Source organism: Vibrio paucivorans, from assembly GCF_054053395.1.
In genome coordinates this window covers 416,756-434,583 of the sequence record NZ_CM133230.1, presented here as the reverse complement: position 1 = coordinate 434,583, position 17,828 = coordinate 416,756, and the positions used below count along the sequence as shown (strand labels likewise).

Genomic DNA, 17,828 nt, shown 5'->3' with positions numbered 1-17,828 from the left:
CCGATTAAATGAGCTAATATGGGATTCTATAGCTCAAATTTTGGGATAATCATGTTAGATAGAATTGATAATGTTTGGCTACAATCATTTTTTTCCGTTTATGAAAACCATAGTTTTGTAAAAGCCTCCGAACACCTAGCAATTCCAAGTTCCAACGTCAGCAGACACATCCAACAACTAGAGTCGGTATTGGGTGAAAAGCTATTCTATAGAACAACTCGTAAAGTAACCCCAACACTGATGGGTGAGCGTTTTTTCCAAGAAATTAGAGAACCATTGTACAACCTCAATCAGTCACTACAGCGACTAAGTGAGGCACAGACCTCCCTTAAAGGAAGCATTCGACTTAGTTCTCCAGATATACCTATTATTGGAGAGGTTTTAGCGGACTTTTTAGCCACATATACAGACATTACACTGTACTGTGAGCACAGTACTGCGATTGAAAATGCTATCTCAAACGACCCCGATATTATTATTAGCTTTGAGCGAGGAGAGCTCGATGACAGAGATTGGGTATCGAAGCCACTTTGCCAATGGGACACTATTATCTTGGCTTCTAAAGAGTGTATTAACCGCTATGGCTTGCCAAAAACCCTAACTGAACTGGAGTCAATGCCTTGTATATCAAGCTATAAATCTTTTGGGGGTGATCCTTGGATTTTCGCTATTCCAGAGTCAAATGGGTATAGGTCACTATCGCCAAAATCGAGAATAAAAGTAGATGGTGGATTTACGGCAAAAGCTCTTGCACAACGTGGGCTTGGGTTTGTCGCTCTGCCCAGTAGCTTCTGCTTAGATGAAATAAAACAGAATGAATTACAACAAGTTTCTGTAGATTATGATTTATCTCCACTGACAATATTCATTCATCATCGTGCAATAAATTTTCATTCACACATATCAAAGTTACTTGTAGATTTCATCGCCGAAAAATTATCTTCTAACTCATAATGGGGCAGAAATGAGTTAGCTATCTCGAATAAAAAACCTAGACTTACAAGTTTGTCCCTCAGCCAACCAAACAACTACTCCACTACTCCACTTAAAGTGAAGTAGTGGAGTAAATTTCAAGCGACTGGAAACACATACATTCTGTAGCCATTCTGATAGCGAGTTTCTATCTGTCCTTCATCAGCCAACATCTTCAAAGCTCTACCTACATGCCCAGCATTACTTATTGGTATATTCAAGGCTTCACAAACCTGATTAGGAGCAAGCCATTCATTAGTGTGTGTGGAAGAACTAGGGCAAACATATAAGTGCTCTAGCAAAACTTGATACCAATTCCCTTTATCTAGGTAGCAATTTGAGACGATATCAACTTTTTTCTGCTCCTCGGGAGACAACATCCACCCTGCCCCACTTTCATATAGGCTTTTCACTTCTAACCAAAATTGTTTAAGACGTTCAGGTTGTTCAAGAGTAAGGCTACCAGAAAGCTTATATGTCCAACCTAGTATTTGATTTGCTCGATCTATATCGATTTGCCCTGTTAGCTCGATGACTGCATAACGAGAGTTACCAGTTCGATCTTTCAAAAAATCAGTACCATTTACAGTCGCTATAAAATGGCTTTGCCGAGGCTTTTTTACATCCCTAGGGTGATATGGAGGCCTAACGGTATCCATCTGTTTAGAAATAAAGGCTTTTAAAGCACCTTGGCAATTTTTAGTCGAACGCTCTAACTCTCCCAACTCGATAATCCACGAACTTATGCAAGATAACACGCTATCTTTCTTATTAGGGTTTAACTCCGCTCCTTCCAGAAATGTGAAGGGCGTAAGACTTGCCAAACGAGCGATGAAGGCTGTCTTAGTAAAAGACTGCTCTCCTTGGATAATAGGAACGAGCTTACTTTTAAAGTTAGATTCGTATAATGAAGCGATACACCCTACTAGCCAACGTTTCATCACAACACGAGTAATGTCAGGATACTTAGAATCAATACAACAAATAACGTCATCAACACGTTTAACGCCATCCCATTCAAGACCATTAAGAAGTCTCTCTACAGGGTGATATTTATTCTGCTTTGCAATTACGTGTAGATGATTATCTATACCTTGTGGAGGAAAACCATATTTTGAAGATTCACTTATCAGAAGACTACTCAGTTCATCAGAAGGAACTATCTTATCTTTCACGATGACCTCAACATCAAAAGTCATCGTGTTAAGGCAGGGGGTAGCCCCAAGGTAGCTAAGCAACGCTTTTAAATTGTCAGCTGTATTGAGGACCTTAGTAGCTCCTCGTTCTACATTCTGATCTGGAAAGTTAGGCCCATCCCCCACTTTATTTACAGGGCCAAACTCTTTCTGAGAAGTATTCTTGGTCATGACTTACCTCTCTGATTCGCTTCATTCAACCACTTCATAAACTCAGACACAGGCCAACCTAGGCATCGACCATTAACTAACATAGGTGCAGGAAAGGTTTTCTCTTTGGCCCACCAACGCCAAATAGTTCGTGGACTTCGACCCACTGCCTCTGACACCTCTTTCAAAGACATTATGCGATTACTTGCCATGAGTTCTCTCCTTTTTCCAACTGATGACAAGTCCAGTATGTAGGAGAATCTGGAGAACATTTTTTTTGAGCGGCCGATTTTACAAAAATAACTCACAGCCTAAAGAGATGACTATGCTTCGGGACTAACCTCTAAGATTCACAATGTTTGATGAGGACTCGTTGAGGACGCTAAGCTTTCTTTCCCATGCCTCAAGAGCAGCTCGCTTTTCAATGAGGTATTCATAACGATCATAATGCTTTGAGCTCACGTCATTAAGCGCGTGGTTTTGAAGCCTATCTCGAACAGATTTACTAATGCCAATTTCACCCATAAGTGTTTTGCATGTTCTACGAAAATCTCTTGGCACAAAAGGGATAAAGTCTGGATGGTCTTCTCGATATCGAGCAATAGCTTGGCTCAAAGAATCCGTTCTTAGGTGTGTAGTGCCATTGGTTAGGTGAGGGAAAATAAAAGCACTGTCCGATGCACTCTCTTTTAGTCCACGTAAGAGCTTCAGTGATGTATCAGTCAATGGTACTAGATGGCTTCGCCCGTTCTTTGATACTTCAGGGGTTACTAAAAGTGTTTTCTCCTTCCAATCGATGGCTGACCACTTGGAAGCGATTAGCTCATAAGGCCTTTGTCCTCCCGTATGGAAGCACAATAAAATTAGATTTCGAACAGTAAAGCCAGCTCTTACACCTTCTGAGTCATATTCGATATCTTCGAGAAAATGGTGTAGCTCCTCAAATGATAAATAGCGCTCTCCCACTCGCTCTGCACTTTTTTGTTTGGGTATCGCAGAAACAGGATTAAAGACGAGTCCAAACTTAGCCTCTTCTAGATAGTTAGCCGGATCATTGTCATGGGATAAGCCATAGTTAAAGGCAGCATGTAAATAGCTCCTCACTCGGTTACTTTGAGTCTCGGCATCACGACGTATCATATGGGCAAGAACATTGACTAGATCTGAAGTTTGAACATTCGAAGCTTTCGTCTTGGGGTCGATGAAAGGGTATACCTCTTTCTCTAGAGCTGTTAATACAGCACGATAGGTACGTTTACCATCTTTCTTCATTTGATTCGTATAGCTATTGAAAAGAAGCTCTAAACTCCCTTTCCGTTGTTCTTCTTTGATCTCTAGCTCTTTTTTCTTTTCTACTAGTTGAAGCTCTGTTTTGGGGTTTAGCCCTTGCTTTAACATGAGTCCGTATTCATGTGCTTTACTCCTAGCATCAACTAAGCTAAGTGTCGGAAACTTGCCTAATTGAATAAAGCGTCTTTGCCCTTGTTCGTAATAACGAAACACGAACGTCTTACTGCCACCTCGCAACACTTTAATACCAAGTCGGCCTGCCCCCTTTGTTCGATCATCATCCCAAACATAATAGGCACTGCCTTTTGGCTGAAGTCCAATAATCTCTTTTTGAGTAATTGCCATTGCTTAATCCTTAGTTGCGCAACTACACCCATCCCCAAAGTGGGTGTAGTTGTGGGTGTAGTTAGGAAGTCGCTTAGTAAGAGTTTATGAGACAAAATGCGATATATCAATAAAGTTAACTTACTGTAATTTAAATAGTTTGTCATGAAATGAGATTTTATGAGAACTCATGAAACAAGCATTTTCACGACTCATAATCGATTGGTCCGCAGTTCAAGTCTGCGAGGGGCCACCACTTTCTCTTCGAGAAGTGCATAATAGAATTTAAAAAGGCCTGAGAGTGATTTCACTTCTCAGGCCTTTTGCTATTCTGCTGATACTAATTTCCACACATACAACGACGGGAGCACATTAGCTCCCGTCTTTTCCAGATCAGCAAAACAAAGGTATATTGACGTATTTTTTATAATTGCGTTAACCGCACTTTTAACGTTAGCAGCTTTACCTCTAGTTAAATACGAATTTGTAATAATTTGTGACACACAAATCACCATCAATGATATATATCTCATTTTTGCATTCATCGTAACGTCACCTTATCGCAATCAACCACACACATTTCCTTAGCAAAACAGTCATCTTCATTGATTAACCTCTTAGTGGTCTGATATTCACGATTGAGGTTTTCATGGACGTCACTAGCCCTTTCCGCTTACCACGCAAAACGCCCTTTGGTTTAGGTGAAAACATCACTGAGTGGGCAACAGGTTTATCCAAGCTAGAGAAACTGTATGCACAGCGACCGCTAGAGTGTGATACCAATACTTTTCTACGCTATACCCTAGATGTCCTTGGTATTGACTACACCATCGAGCGAGGTTATCTCAACTCCGTTCCCGCAGAGGGGGCAACTCTCGTCGTAGCAAATCATCCACTCGGTTGTGCCGAAGGTGTCATTCTCGCTGAGCTGCTACTGATGATACGTAGTGATGTACAAATTCTGGCAAATCACTATTTAAAAACCGTTCCCGAGCTTGATGAGCTGTTTATCGGTGTAGATGTCTTTGAAGGAAGTAAAGCTGCTCGCGCCAATATGAAAGCCCTTAGAGTGGCAAACAAACATCTAGAAAGTGGCGGTTTGTTACTGGTATTTCCAGCAGGTGAAGTCTCGCACTTGGTCGATAAACCTACCCAGAAGCAGCAACTAGAAGACAAAGAATGGAGCCGCTCTATCGCCTCTTTCGTGCGTAAACATAAGGCGGTTTCAGTGCCAGTCTTCATTGATGGGCATAACTCGAAACGCTTTTATATGGCTGGAAAAGTGCACCCTCTGCTTCGCACCATGATGCTTGGGCGAGAGTTACTCAACAAACACTCTCTACCAATCAAGATATCGATTGGAGAACCGGTAAAATATAAAGAGGTAGCCAATCTTACCGACCAACAGGTGGTGAATTACTTACGCCTCAATACTTATCTATTGCACAGAGCCCCACAAGCTAACGAAGTCACTTCCACTCAACAAGAACCATTACTTCCCATTGCGCAGTCACTGCCAATCAATGATTTTTCCCACGACCTACAAAACCTTCCTAGTGAGGCGCACCTGCTTTCAAGCAATGAGTTTGATGTATATTGCACTACTGCCGAACACATTCCTGCTATCTTGCATGAGATTGGACGTTGTAGAGAAGAAAATTTCCGAGCCGCAGGCGAAGGGACTGGGTTTGCGATCGACATCGATCAATTTGATCGAGACTATTTGCATCTCTTTGTTTGGGATAGGGAGAATCACTGCTTAGTCGGTGCCTATCGACTTGGTATCGTAGAGCAAATATGTCAACAGAATGGATTAAACGGGCTCTACTCACGCAGCTTGTTTGAGTATGACCAACCATTTCTAAACACCATGCCCAAATCAATAGAAATGGGACGCTCAGTGGTTGCTGCTCGATACCAGAAAAGCATGAGTGCTCTATTACTGCTATGGAAAGGGATTGCAACGTACGTTCATCGCAACCCACAATTTACTCACCTCTTTGGCCCTGTCAGTATCAGCAATGATTACAGCCCAGAAGCTCGGCATTTATTGGCAGAAACGATGCAGTTTCATCACTATGACCAAACCGGTGCCCAGCTGGTCAAGGCTTCTCATCCAAGGCCTGAACCGGATACAGCGTGGAACACCAACTTACTGACAGCTCTGGCAGATATTCAGTTGCTCTCGCGAGTCATTGCGCGTATCGACAGCGGTAAGAGCGTTCCAGTATTGCTACGCCAATACCTTGCGCTCAATGGAAAGTTAGTCTGTTTTAACGTTGATCCATCGTTTAATAACGCATTAGATGGGCTAATCGTTGTCGATCTGCGTAGTGTTCCAAGTAAAACATTAGGTCGATATATGGGAGCGAAACAAGCTGAGAACTACCTACAACAGCACCGCTGAGCATTCCTGTCGCTTCATCTCAAACTGAGATGAAGCTCAACATACATCAAGCCTGCTATTACCACTTTAGATTTAGATAAATCACTGTTATTAATTTTCATAACAACGCGAAAATCAAGCCCAAATTAGTTCGCGACGAGAATTAAGCCTTAAATCAGAGATATCGATCACACTAAAAATCATGTCGGTTTTAAATTAGATCAAAATAGAGATCTAGATCACATTAAATATCAAAATCAAAATAACGGGAATGAGATTTTTATCACTATAATTTTTATTGACAAATAAAAATTATAGTATTGGTAATAAAATTACAACGCTAAATAGTGATTAAGATCTCATTAAAATAATTTGGAAGCGGAAGAAAAGTCTACTCAGGTCACAAAAAACCCGTCGTCAGTTCTAATATAAGATTGTGTGGTAAATTGATTGGGTACTAAGCAATCAGCGGTTTTAGCGAACCGTTTACAACAACAATATTCATCAGAACATCGAACGGGGAATCCTTATGATATCACCAGATGCCAAGATCAAGATACAAAATTTTGGTCGCTTCCTATCGAACATGGTAATGCCAAATATTGGTGCCTTTATCGCATGGGGCTTTATTACCGCACTTTTCATTCCAACTGGATGGCTGCCAAACGAAACACTGGCAGCAATGGTTGGCCCAATGATCACCTACCTTCTGCCACTATTGATCGGCTATACCGGCGGTAAGTTGGTCGGTGGTGAACGCGGCGCAGTTGTGGGTGCAATTACGACAATGGGTGTAATTGTCGGAACCGACATCCCGATGTTTATGGGCGCGATGATAGTAGGCCCTCTTGGTGGTTGGGCAATCAAGAAATTCGACAATTACATCGATGGCAAAGTGAAAAGCGGCTTTGAGATGTTGGTGAACAACTTCTCGGCAGGCATCATCGGTATGCTGTGTGCTATTTTAGCATTCATGTTTATCGGCCCGTTCGTGAAAGTCGTTTCAGGCGTACTCGCCGGTGGTGTGAACTTCCTTGTTTCGGCTCACCTATTGCCACTCACCTCAATTTTTGTTGAACCAGCGAAGATCCTGTTCTTAAACAATGCTATTAACCACGGTATCTTCTCACCGCTAGGTATCCAACAAGCATCAGAAACGGGTCAATCGATCTTCTTCCTGATTGAAGCTAACCCTGGCCCTGGTCTTGGTATTCTTCTGGCTTACATGGTATTTGGCAAAGGTACTGCACGCCAAACAGCAGGTGGCGCGTCGATCATCCACTTCTTCGGTGGTATCCACGAGATTTACTTCCCATACATCCTGATGAACCCACGCTTGATCCTAGCGGCAATCGCAGGCGGTATGGCTGGTGTATTCGTACTGGTACTGTTCAACGCAGGTATTGTGTCTCCGGCGTCTCCAGGTTCAATCTTCGCGATTCTACTTATGACTCAGAAAGGCTCGATTGTTGGCGTACTGGCTTCCATTGCAGCAGCAACAGCGGTGTCTTTCACCGTGGCAGCTCTGTTAATGAAAACACAAACGTCTACAGAAGAAGATGGTGACAAAGCAGCGCTAGATAAAGCTAAAGCACAGATGACAGACATGAAGTCTGGCTCTAAAGGTAATGCTGCGACAAGCAGTGAAAACAATGGTCACGTCGACTTAGCAAGCGTACAGAGCATTATCGTCGCTTGTGATGCGGGCATGGGCTCAAGTGCAATGGGCGCCAGCATGCTACGTAAGAAAGTCCAAGACGCAGGACTGAACATCCACGTCACTAACCTTGCCATTAATAGCTTACCAGAGAGTGCAGATATCGTGATTACTCATAAAGACTTAACCGACCGTGCACGTAAGCACGCTCCAAACGCACACCACATTTCACTGACTAACTTCCTAGATAGCGAAATGTACAATCAGTTCGTCGCTAAGCTTATAGCTGCGCAAAACCAAACTGCTGCAAATGACGACCAAATAACCAAAGTGTCTGTTCTAGCAGCCAATGATGATAGCTTTGAAGCGCAGCAACCCGCGGTATTCCAAATTCAAGCTGAAAACATCCATTTAGGTCTACAAGCAGCAAACAAAGAAGAAGCGATTCGCTTTGCAGGCAACCAATTGGTTGAACTCGGTTACGCTGATCCTGAATACGTTGACGCTATGTTCGAACGTGAAAAGCTAGTTCCAACTTACCTAGGTGAATCTATTGCAGTTCCACACGGTACTGTTGAAGCAAAAGATCGTGTTAAGAAAACCGGCATCGTGATTTGCCAATACCCTTCAGGTATTCAGTTCACTGATGATCAAGATGACATCGCCAAACTGGTTATCGGTATCGCTGCGAAGAACGATGAACATATCCAAGTTATCACTACCATCACTAACGCACTTGATGAGCCAGAAGCAATTGATAGGCTAACAAGCACCAAAGATGTGAATGAAATTCTGAACATTCTGTCTGGTCACCAAGCCGCGTAATTATTTGCTCCTGAGCAAAGCCGAGGTCGACTGAGCCCCCTATTCAGTTGACCTCACCCTAAAGTCGTTAGTGACCATGATGAATGGTAAATATTTTTGGTAGGTAAGTTATGAAAAACGCAGTTCACTTTGGTGCCGGCAATATTGGCCGCGGTTTTATCGGTAAGCTACTGGCAGACGCAGATGTCGCCGTCACTTTCGCCGATGTTGATGCACCACTCATTGACCAATTAAGTCATAAGCAAGAATACAAAGTTAAAGTCGTTGGCACCGATTGCCAAATCGATACAGTTACTCACGTCACCGCTGTTAATTCAGCCAGTGAAGACGTCATCGACCGCATTGTTCACACCGATTTAGTCACCACTGCTGTGGGACCGAATGTATTAGATCTAATCGCGAAAACCATCGCAACGGGCATCACCAAACGTTTCACGGCAAACAACCAAGCACCACTGAATATCATCGCATGTGAAAATATGGTTCGTGGTACTACCCACCTAAAAGGTGAAGTCTACAAACACCTAGATGCCTCTTTGCACGCCCAAGCCGATGAGCTAGTTGGATTCGTTGACTCCGCTGTCGACAGAATTGTTCCACCAGCGGAAGCTGCCAACGATGACCCACTGGAAGTCACAGTGGAAAGCTTTAGCGAATGGATTGTCGACGAGCAACAATTTAAAGGTGAAGTGCCTGACATTTCAGGAATGGAGAAAACCGATAATCTAATGGCGTTTGTAGAGCGTAAGCTGTTCACGCTTAACACAGGCCATTGTATTACGGCTTATTTGGGTTGTCTGAAAGGCCATCGAACCATTCGTGAAGCTATCGAAGATCCGCAAATCTACGCCGAAGTAAAACAGGCAATGCAGGAGAGTGGTGAAGTATTGATTCAGCGCTATGGCTTCGATCGCGACCTTCACAACGCGTACATCGATAAGATTCTAGGTCGATTCGCTAATCCATATCTGGTCGATGAGGTTGATCGCGTAGGTCGTCAGCCGATCCGAAAATTAGGTGCTAACGATAGATTAGTGAAGCCATTACTAGGTACAATCGAATATGGCACTGAAAACAAAACACTTTTGAAAGGGATTGCAGCAGCACTCAAATATACCAATGCCACCGATCCTCAAGCGATTGAATTACAACAAACGCTAAAAGACACTGGTATCAAACAGACGCTGGCACAATACACTGGCCTTGACCAACAAAGTAAAGAAGTCAGCCAGATTGAAGCTATCTATAACCAACTATAAAACCTGCGGAGAGCTTAAGCTCCCCGTTAATAATAAGAATATTCGAATCAGTTTATGGCAAATCACATCAACGAAACCGAGATCATCGAGCGATTAAACAGCGCACCTTCGGTACGAGGTTTCTTTATTGCGGCAGTTGACGTATTCAACGAATCCATCGACGCGCTTATCCAAAGAATCTTTCGTAAGGATAACTTTGCTGTCCAATCTGTTGTCGGCCCACTGCTACAAGATTCAGGGCCATTAGGCGATCTTTCTGTTCGATTAAAACTGCTATATGGCTTAGGCGTTTTACCTGATGATGTGTATCACGATATTGAAAGCATCATCAAACTTAAAAATAAGCTCACCAACGATGCCGAGGACTACGAGTTTACCGATCCAAGCATCTTACAACCGATCAAGCAGCTCAACTTGGTCAAAAAGATGGGGATGGTGCAACTTGAGGTAACAGAACCTGAAGACGATGCCGATCTTGAGTTCTATCAACTTCAGCTCCAAAGGCAACAACAAATAATAAAATCAGGGCTCTCATTGGCGATTGTAGATATCTGCAACGAACTTGCAAAAGAGAGCCCATTCTAAAGAAAGTCTGTTAGCCTCCTGACTTAATTAGGAGTTACACATTATGATTAAAGCCGTTCTGTTCGATATGGATGGTCTAATTTTCGATACCGAATCAATCTACAAAACCAGCTGGCAGTTTGCCGCTAAAGAGCAAGGCCTAACAATTTCAGACTCGTTCTATCAACAATTTATTGGTGTGCAAGATCCTGAATGTGAACGTATTCTTGCTAATCACTTTGACGAAAAAATTGATATGGAACGCTTTTGCTCGGTACGCAATCAGCACTTCCACCAGCTGCGTGAACAAGGTATTGCGTTAAAGTCTGGCTTTGATGCTCTTTTCATCGCAATCAAACAACGTCAGCTTACAACGGCTATTGTCACTTCCTCGCATAAGCCTGAAGTTGAGCATAATTTTGCTCCCCCCCCTTACCTAGACCAATTTGACCTAGTAATTAGCGCAGAAGATGTTGATAGAGGAAAACCCGAACCCGACTGTTACCAGCTGGCGTATCAAAGGCTAGGTTTACAGGCAGAGCATTGCTTAGTTCTGGAAGACTCCAACAATGGCATTAAGGCAGCACTGGCCGCTGGCTGCCAAGCAGTGATGATCCCCGATTTACTTCCACCACTCGAAGAGCTCACACCACGCATCACAGTATTGCCTTCACTAGACAAAGTCATTGATTTACTCGATGGCTAGCTCAACAAATAAAAACAGGCTGCCTTATGGGCAACCTGTTTGTCTTGTAGAGAAGTTGAATGCGCTTACACCTTAAACTGTAAGGTATGAGCATTCAGCTCTTCTGCTGATTGCGCCACCTCATGGCTTGCGCCCGCAAGCTGTTCTGCACTGGCAGAAGTTTGAACTGACATTTCACTGATAGTCGTAATGCTGCTACTCACCGTATCAGTCACCTTAGCCTGCTCTTCAGCGGCAGTAGAGACTTGCTCCATCATGGAGTGAATTTGATTAATCGAGTCCAGAATACCGACGAAGTTAGCCTTAGTTTGTTCAGACAGTTGTTCTGTCATCTGCACTTGCTCTTCACAACGGGTCATATTGCTGCTCGCCGAGTTCGCCGCTTGTTGAACTGAAGAAATCATTTGTTGAATTTCCGACGCTGACGTTTGCGTGCGCTGTGCCAGAGTTCTGACTTCATCAGCTACCACCGCAAAGCCTCGCCCAGCTTCGCCCGCACGCGCCGCTTCAATCGCAGCATTAAGCGCCAGCAAGTTAGTCTGCTCAGCAATTTCTTGTATCACTACCAGTACATGACCAATCTGGTCACTCTTTTTCTGCAGCGTCTTCATGTCTTGGTTAGCCGCAAACACTTCTTGCACTAAGCTACTGAGCGCCACACTGCCCTTCTCTAAAGTCTGCTGACCCGATGTACTGGTATCTCGGGCGACAATCGATGCTTGTGCGACATCGTGAGTACTACGAGCGACTTCCTGAATCGATACCGTCATTTGCTCGATTGCCGAAGCTACAGACTCAGTCTCTCTATGCTGAGTCGTCACCGCATTCGTCGTTTGTTCACTGGCTACAGAAGTTTCTTCCGCCGTTGATGCAAGGCTTTGGCTCGCCTCTAAAATATGCGCAATCAACTGTTTAAGGTTTTCCGACATTTCACGCAATGCACCATACAAGCTATCAGCAGGCGCTTTACTATCGAACTGATAAGTCAGATCGCCATTCGCCACTTGCTGCGCCAATAGCATCATCTCTCTTGGTTCACCACCGAGTGGTTTCTTGATCACCTTGGCCAAATAAAGTGCCAGAGCGACCGTGACAAGTAACGTACCAAGCATCAAATAGATGATGCTGCTGCGGATCTTGGTAACAGAGGCGAACGCTTCACTCTGATCGATTTCGGCCACTAAAGCCCAACGGAAGTCACCTATGTCTAACGGTGCGTACGAAGACAGAACCTGATTTCCGTTGTAATCCGTGATGATGTTTGCCCCCATTTTACCCGCTAATGCTTCACGTGTAGCTTGGGTTCTAACGCCGTTGTTTTCAATGTCTCCAGCGAACGAAGCCGTCACAGAATGTGCTTCAGGGCTCAAGTACGAGTCAGAGCGCATGCGATAGTCAGAACCGACAAGGTAAGACTCACCGCTTTCTCCCATCCCTTCACGTAGCTGCATTACCGCGTTAATGGCATCCAATGACAATTGCAATGCCACCACCATAATCACCTCACCCTGAGGATTCAGGATCGGCTTGCCAATAAACGCCGCTGGTGCATCATTAGACGGTGCATAAGGTGCAAAATCCACGATTCCATACTGCTTTGTATTCAGTACTTCTCGCACCAGTTCACCCAAGTTACTGGATGAAAAACGTCCATCGACTAAATTGGTTTGGTAATCCGCTTCCTTAGTCACGGTATAAAACGCTTCGCCACTTGGATCGATCAAAAACAGATCGTAGTAACCGTAACTTTCGATGTATTTTTGGTAGAACTCAACGCCTCGATCATCTTTAGGCACAAAGGCTTCGGTAACGTCCTTTTCAGAAATAATGCCCCACTGGTGCTGATCATCCAGCTCAATGGATTGCCATACCGATAGCACTAAGTTGCCATTGTAATCCGTGATGATATCCGACCCAGCCTGTTTAAAGACCTTATCCGTTGCCTCTGTCTCCACGCGGGTAGTATTTTGAAACGATGCCACCACCGAGTGACCAATCGGATCCAATCGAGAGTCAGAGCTCATTAATTTGTCACTGCCAATCAGATAGGTTTCGCCCGTTTCGCCCATACCTTGGGTTTGGCCGGTAATGGCATTGACTCGATCTATTGGGAATTGAAGTGCTGCGTAACCAATCACTTGTTGCTGCTGATTAGTAATAGGTGTGACAAAAAAGCCCGCAGGCACGTTGTTCGAATAGTGATAAAGGCTAAAGTCACCAAAATAGACGCTTTCAACTTGGGAAGATTGCTTTGCACGGCTGAAGGCTTTTTCTAAGCCGGTGCCGACAATATTGCTCGAGCGTACATTTTTCCCGATGTCCTGCTCACGCGTGGTGGTGTAAATAATGTCACCATTAGTATTAATCAAAAATGCGTCGTACCAGCCGAAGTTTTGCTGGAAACGGTCCACTTCTTCACCGTAGCGCTCCGCAACACTGCTCCATTGACGTCCACTTATACTGCCACCTTGCGCCTGAAACGCTCGTTCAAACTCTTGAATCACCATTTTAGTGGTGTAAGAGTCAGCAAATAAGCGCAGCCCAAGCTTTAGCTGCTTGATGTACTCGTTCACTTGATTCGCTTGCGACTGGTTAATCGCTTCCAGTTTGCGGAAGCCTTCCAGCTGAAGGGTATTAGCGACATCGACTAGAACATCCATATCCCCTTGTCGCTCATCAAAAAACGCATTGATCTGCGCCGATTTAATACTTCGAACCGTATCGAGCTGATCATAAGATCGCTCTGTAAGCGCAGTCTGGCTTAACAGCACTGCATTCAAACCCAGCATTACCGCTGGAACCACTCCTATAAAAACTAACGCCCCAATAATTAACTGAGAGAGTTTGAGACGACCTAACCACTGGCCCATACATATCCTTATCTTTTTTATTTTATATATTCGGAATATTGACGCTTTATCTCGTTAATGTTCAGCTTTTTGACGCTAAAGTACGTGAAAAAGCTAAATTAGAAAGAACAAAGTTTGCGTCACTCCTCTAAAAAACAGTGGTCAAGAAAACAATGATTAAAGGGTGAAAACAACCGTGGGCAAAGTTTTGTAACATATACAAAAAGAAGCATTTGTACACGTTGCCTTACAGTAACTTACATCAGCATTGAGGAGGAATCAGGCGAGCAGGCATGTATATCAAACCCGAGAAAGCGCTTACTCTCGTGCTTAATTTATTTCATGCCTAAAACTTCTACATTGTTCTATACACCTCGAGTAATTAAATGAACGACTCCCTTGACCTTCCAGTTAGAGGAATCCTTACGCTATACATAATGATTCCTAACAAGGTTTAAAATATAAAATGGACACCAAAAAGCTATGTAAAATCATTTGTGCGTTGTGTTTAGGCTTGTCACTTGTCGCGTTTCTATTCACTGGAAACTTTTCAGGTTCAGCTATCACAAGCATCGCAGTGCAATTGCTATTTTGTGGTGGGATGATGTTTGCAATGATGAAAATGATGGGATGTAAAAATAGTCCTGCTCACTCACAAAATAATGAACAAAAACAAACAGATAATTAAAAAAGCAATTTCCTCTACTGTTGATGCACAATAAAGCCAGCGCTATCGCTGGCTTTTTGTTTTTCTATAGAGCAGTTCAAAACATCGAGGTTTATAACTCTGACTTACTCTGTGCAAAAGACTTCACTATCGGGCAATCTGGAGAATCTCCCCCCTGACACTTTCCAGCCAAACTTTTCAGTGTCGCCAGCATCAATGCCATTTGATCCATTTTATATTCAATCTCACTGATTTTTTGCAAAGTAAGCTGCTTCACTTCACTGCTTGCTCTATTTTCATTGCGCTGCAAGTCTAGCAGTTGTTTAATTTCCTCTAAATTGAACCCCGCTTGTTTTGCTTTCACAATGAAACTCAATTCGTCCAATATTGTTTGGTTGAAAAATCGGTAGCCATTTTCTGAGCGAGGTGGGGAACTGATAAGCTCAATGCTCTCGTAATAGCGAATCGTTTTGCTCGATAGCCCAGTTTGTTTAGCGACTTGGCTAATATTAAACATGAATACCTCTCCAGTATTTAAGACTGATTGAATTAAGTAGAACGGCAATACTTGAAAATGCCATAGCAGCGCCAGCAATCGCAGGGCTCAGATAACCCAAAGCTGCTAGCGGAATCCCTAAGGTGTTAAAGCAAATGCCCAACACAGGTTTTGCTTGATTTTGACCCATGTATTTTTCGATATCGAAACCGCGTCAGTAATACGCTCTGGTTGACTCGCCATCAAAGTGATATTCGCTGTCTCCATTGCGACATCGGTACCCGAACCCATAGCAATACTGATATCAGCTGCTGCCAATGCTGGAGCATCATTAATACCATCTCCAACCATAGCCACACCTTGCGGATATTGCCTCTTCAGCATAGCCAGCTTTTCCAGTTTATCCCTAGGTGACAATTCACCGTAAGCCATATTCACATTCAAGCGACTGGCCACTTTCATCACAGCCATGCTTTGATCACCACTCAAAATAGAACAGCTAATTCCTTGTTTATTTAATGCATCGATCGTTGCTTTAGCGCTTGGCTTAATTGGGTCAGTAAACGCCAATACAGCTTCTATCACACCATCAATAACTAGGTAAGAGATACTATGGCCAGCTTCGATATGCGCTTGTGCTTGACCCCGAACAAACGATACATCTAAGTGATAGCGTGACAACAAGAGGTCATTACCAAGAGCAACCTGTTTCCCTTGGTACTGCCCTACCAACCCTTCTCCAGCAAACACTTGAATATTGTCCGCGACCAAAGCAGCAGGGGTCGCCAGTCCTAACGCACACGGACACGCGATCACTAATACCGTCACTGCACTGACTAATGCAGCTTCAAAGTCTCCAGTTAACCACAGCCAAGCACCAAACGTGATCGTAGCAATGACTAATACGATAGGGACAAATATGCAGCTAATCCGATCAACGAGCTGCAAAAATGGTGCTTTACCCATTTGTGCGTTTTCGACCAACTCAATAATTTTTGCCAGTTGTGACTCTGTGGCCAACACCGTCACTTCAACTTCAATAACCCCTGTCGTATTGATACTTCCTGCCGAGACACTATCGTTCACTTGCTTAATAACTGGCGCACTTTCTCCGGTCAGTAATGCTTCATCAACTTCTGTCTGACCACGTACAACTCTCCCATCCGCCGGGATTTTTTCTCCCGCTTTGATCAATACTTTATTGCCAATGTATATTTCTTCAGTTGGCACTCTCAACCATCGCTCTTCACGCCAAACTGTGGCAGAACTTGGCCTTAGGTTCATCAGTTCCTCAATTGCAGACGTTGCACTTCTCTTTGCTCTCAGCTCTAAATATTTACCTAACGATACCAAAGTTATCACTAGAGCACTGGCCTCAAAATATAGGTGTCCTTTAGCCTGTTCGCCTAGGCTTAGCACTAAGTACACACTGTAAAAATACGCGGCACTGGTTCCTATCGCTACCAAGGTATCCATATTAGTGCTACCAAACTTCGCCTGATTCCAAGCTCCTTTGTAAAATCGCCACCCAAGCCAAAACTGAATTGGGGTCGCCAACATCCACTCCCCCCCTGGAGGGACATGCCAGGCCATATTTCCGCTGAACATACCAATCATCCCAACGAGAAGAGGGAAGCTAAGCAGCGATCCTACGACCACAGCGATAAGCTGAGCCTTCTCGTGCCTTGAGTCCTCATCGTTACGGCTCACTCGTTGAGCCTCTTGCATAAACTCGACAGAGTAGCCCATCTCAGACACCCAAACGTTCACATCTTGCTGAGTGACCTTTGTTCTATCTATCTGCAAGTTTCCTGTCGATGTGGCAAAGTTAATGGCCACAGAAGAGATCCCATCTTTTGTTTTTAGCATTTCAGACAGTTTTGCCGCACATCCACCGCAACTCATACCTTGAATCGCAATATTTAACGTTGCTTGTTGGTTCATTGTCACGCCTGCTCCGTTTCGTCATGAGAAGAGCCTAAACCTTCCTATCACTGGAAGGTCAAGCAAGCTATATCGCAATGATGGCAAATTGATTCATAGAAAGATCAGGTCAAAACATTTCTCGAGAACGTTGTTGACCTTCCTGTTAGAGGAAGCTTCAGAATGCATTCCATTCACTACAAAGAAACAAATAAATCGGGAAACACAATGAAACGAACAACTCTTTTTGCGGCGGTTGCTCTTATCGCTGTACCAACGCTCGCTGTGGCTGGAATGAATATGATGCATGAGCATTCAGGGACTCGAATGATGTCTGCAATGATGGGAGCCGGAGACATGCAACACATGATGACAACAATGAATAACTCAGAATGTATGCAAAATATGATGAGTAAAATGGATGATCCTCAGGCTAAAGCACAAATGCAGCACATGATGGAGCAGTCCGGTTCTATGAATAAGGCGATGCAACAATCTGCAATGGCAGAAGAAATGGGATGCGAATTAAACGCACACGGCAGCTAACGATTAGAAACTTGGATT

The 17,828-nt window shown here is 43.7% G+C and carries 14 protein-coding genes; 8 read left to right on the top strand and 6 right to left on the bottom strand.

Annotation, left to right across the window (positions count from 1 at the left end; genetic code table 11):
- Positions 1 to 18 precede the first annotated feature (18 nt).
- A complete protein-coding gene (locus ACXABW_RS02105) occupies positions 19 to 954 on the top strand; it encodes a LysR family transcriptional regulator (RefSeq protein WP_457523780.1) in 936 nt (311 codons plus the stop codon).
- Between the two features lie 116 nt (positions 955 to 1,070).
- On the opposite strand, the gene ACXABW_RS02100 is transcribed toward ACXABW_RS02105, so the two are convergent.
- The 3 genes from ACXABW_RS02100 to ACXABW_RS02090 all read right to left on the bottom strand — a co-directional run bounded on the left by ACXABW_RS02100 (position 1,071) and on the right by ACXABW_RS02090 (position 3,953).
- Positions 1,071 to 2,339, bottom strand: a complete 1,269-nt coding sequence (locus ACXABW_RS02100) for a VapE domain-containing protein (RefSeq protein ID WP_457523778.1) — start codon at positions 2,337 to 2,339, stop codon at positions 1,071 to 1,073.
- Positions 2,336 to 2,530, bottom strand: coding sequence for a helix-turn-helix transcriptional regulator (locus tag ACXABW_RS02095; protein WP_457523777.1), 195 nt, complete (start codon positions 2,528 to 2,530; stop codon positions 2,336 to 2,338). Before ACXABW_RS02095 ends, ACXABW_RS02100 begins: the two co-directional genes overlap by 4 nt.
- 124 nt (positions 2,531 to 2,654) lie before the next feature.
- Positions 2,655 to 3,953: a tyrosine-type recombinase/integrase gene (locus tag ACXABW_RS02090; protein WP_457523775.1), complete on the bottom strand. Its 1,299-nt coding sequence runs from the start codon at positions 3,951 to 3,953 to the stop codon at positions 2,655 to 2,657.
- Between the two features lie 628 nt (positions 3,954 to 4,581).
- On the opposite strand from ACXABW_RS02090, the gene ACXABW_RS02085 reads away from it, so the two are divergent.
- The 5 genes from ACXABW_RS02085 (at position 4,582) to ACXABW_RS02065 (ending at position 11,329) form a co-directional block, all read left to right on the top strand.
- A complete protein-coding gene (locus ACXABW_RS02085) occupies positions 4,582 to 6,339 on the top strand; it encodes a lysophospholipid acyltransferase family protein (protein ID WP_457523773.1) in 1,758 nt (585 codons plus the stop codon).
- A gap of 508 nt (positions 6,340 to 6,847) precedes the next feature.
- Positions 6,848 to 8,800, top strand: a complete 1,953-nt coding sequence (locus tag ACXABW_RS02080) for a PTS mannitol transporter subunit IICBA (RefSeq protein WP_457523772.1) — start codon at positions 6,848 to 6,850, stop codon at positions 8,798 to 8,800.
- A gap of 110 nt (positions 8,801 to 8,910) precedes the next feature.
- Positions 8,911 to 10,059 carry a mannitol-1-phosphate 5-dehydrogenase gene (locus tag ACXABW_RS02075; RefSeq protein WP_457523770.1) on the top strand — a complete coding sequence of 383 codons (1,149 nt, stop codon included), beginning with the start codon at positions 8,911 to 8,913 and terminating at the stop codon, positions 10,057 to 10,059.
- Between the two features lie 54 nt (positions 10,060 to 10,113).
- Positions 10,114 to 10,644, top strand: coding sequence for an MltR family transcriptional regulator (locus ACXABW_RS02070; protein WP_457523769.1), 531 nt, complete (start codon positions 10,114 to 10,116; stop codon positions 10,642 to 10,644).
- 43 nt (positions 10,645 to 10,687) lie between these two features.
- On the top strand, positions 10,688 to 11,329 hold the full coding sequence (locus ACXABW_RS02065) for an HAD family hydrolase (protein WP_457523767.1): 642 nt from the start codon (positions 10,688 to 10,690) through the stop codon (positions 11,327 to 11,329).
- A gap of 65 nt (positions 11,330 to 11,394) precedes the next feature.
- Here ACXABW_RS02065 and ACXABW_RS02060 read toward each other — a convergent pair whose 3' ends face one another.
- Positions 11,395 to 14,199, bottom strand: coding sequence for a methyl-accepting chemotaxis protein (locus tag ACXABW_RS02060; RefSeq protein ID WP_457523765.1), 2,805 nt, complete (start codon positions 14,197 to 14,199; stop codon positions 11,395 to 11,397).
- A gap of 445 nt (positions 14,200 to 14,644) precedes the next feature.
- Between ACXABW_RS02060 and ACXABW_RS02055 the strand changes: the two genes are divergently transcribed.
- On the top strand, positions 14,645 to 14,866 hold the full coding sequence (locus ACXABW_RS02055; protein ID WP_457523764.1) for a DUF2933 domain-containing protein: 222 nt from the start codon (positions 14,645 to 14,647) through the stop codon (positions 14,864 to 14,866).
- Between the two features lie 91 nt (positions 14,867 to 14,957).
- Here ACXABW_RS02055 and cueR read toward each other — a convergent pair whose 3' ends face one another.
- Together cueR and ACXABW_RS02045 are read right to left on the bottom strand one after the other, a co-directional pair.
- A complete protein-coding gene (gene cueR / locus ACXABW_RS02050) occupies positions 14,958 to 15,362 on the bottom strand; it encodes a Cu(I)-responsive transcriptional regulator (RefSeq protein WP_457523762.1) in 405 nt (134 codons plus the stop codon).
- A 117-nt stretch (positions 15,363 to 15,479) separates the two neighbouring features.
- The gene (locus ACXABW_RS02045) at positions 15,480 to 17,285 is read right to left on the bottom strand and encodes a heavy metal translocating P-type ATPase (protein ID WP_457523760.1); all 1,806 of its coding nucleotides are present in this window, start codon (positions 17,283 to 17,285) and stop codon (positions 15,480 to 15,482) included.
- A gap of 207 nt (positions 17,286 to 17,492) precedes the next feature.
- On the opposite strand from ACXABW_RS02045, the gene ACXABW_RS02040 reads away from it, so the two are divergent.
- The gene (locus ACXABW_RS02040) at positions 17,493 to 17,810 is read left to right on the top strand and encodes a hypothetical protein (protein ID WP_457523758.1); all 318 of its coding nucleotides are present in this window, start codon (positions 17,493 to 17,495) and stop codon (positions 17,808 to 17,810) included.
- The last annotated feature ends 18 nt before the right edge of the window (positions 17,811 to 17,828 follow it).

Excerpts from the sequence above, each read along its gene's own strand:
- ACXABW_RS02105 (WP_457523780.1), top strand. The coding sequence starts at position 19 with ATGGGATTCTATAGCTCAAATTTTGGGATAATCATGTTAGATAGAATT.
- ACXABW_RS02100 (WP_457523778.1), bottom strand. The coding sequence starts at position 2,339 with ATGACCAAGAATACTTCTCAGAAAGAGTTTGGCCCTGTAAATAAAGTG.
- ACXABW_RS02095 (WP_457523777.1), bottom strand. The coding sequence starts at position 2,530 with ATGGCAAGTAATCGCATAATGTCTTTGAAAGAGGTGTCAGAGGCAGTG.
- ACXABW_RS02090 (WP_457523775.1), bottom strand. The coding sequence starts at position 3,953 with ATGGCAATTACTCAAAAAGAGATTATTGGACTTCAGCCAAAAGGCAGT.
- ACXABW_RS02085 (WP_457523773.1), top strand. The coding sequence starts at position 4,582 with ATGGACGTCACTAGCCCTTTCCGCTTACCACGCAAAACGCCCTTTGGT.
- ACXABW_RS02080 (WP_457523772.1), top strand. The coding sequence starts at position 6,848 with ATGATATCACCAGATGCCAAGATCAAGATACAAAATTTTGGTCGCTTC.
- ACXABW_RS02075 (WP_457523770.1), top strand. The coding sequence starts at position 8,911 with ATGAAAAACGCAGTTCACTTTGGTGCCGGCAATATTGGCCGCGGTTTT.
- ACXABW_RS02070 (WP_457523769.1), top strand. The coding sequence starts at position 10,114 with ATGGCAAATCACATCAACGAAACCGAGATCATCGAGCGATTAAACAGC.
- ACXABW_RS02065 (WP_457523767.1), top strand. The coding sequence starts at position 10,688 with ATGATTAAAGCCGTTCTGTTCGATATGGATGGTCTAATTTTCGATACC.
- ACXABW_RS02060 (WP_457523765.1), bottom strand. The coding sequence starts at position 14,199 with ATGGGCCAGTGGTTAGGTCGTCTCAAACTCTCTCAGTTAATTATTGGG.
- ACXABW_RS02055 (WP_457523764.1), top strand. The coding sequence starts at position 14,645 with ATGGACACCAAAAAGCTATGTAAAATCATTTGTGCGTTGTGTTTAGGC.
- cueR (WP_457523762.1), bottom strand. The coding sequence starts at position 15,362 with ATGTTTAATATTAGCCAAGTCGCTAAACAAACTGGGCTATCGAGCAAA.
- ACXABW_RS02045 (WP_457523760.1), bottom strand. The coding sequence starts at position 17,285 with ATGAACCAACAAGCAACGTTAAATATTGCGATTCAAGGTATGAGTTGC.
- ACXABW_RS02040 (WP_457523758.1), top strand. The coding sequence starts at position 17,493 with ATGAAACGAACAACTCTTTTTGCGGCGGTTGCTCTTATCGCTGTACCA.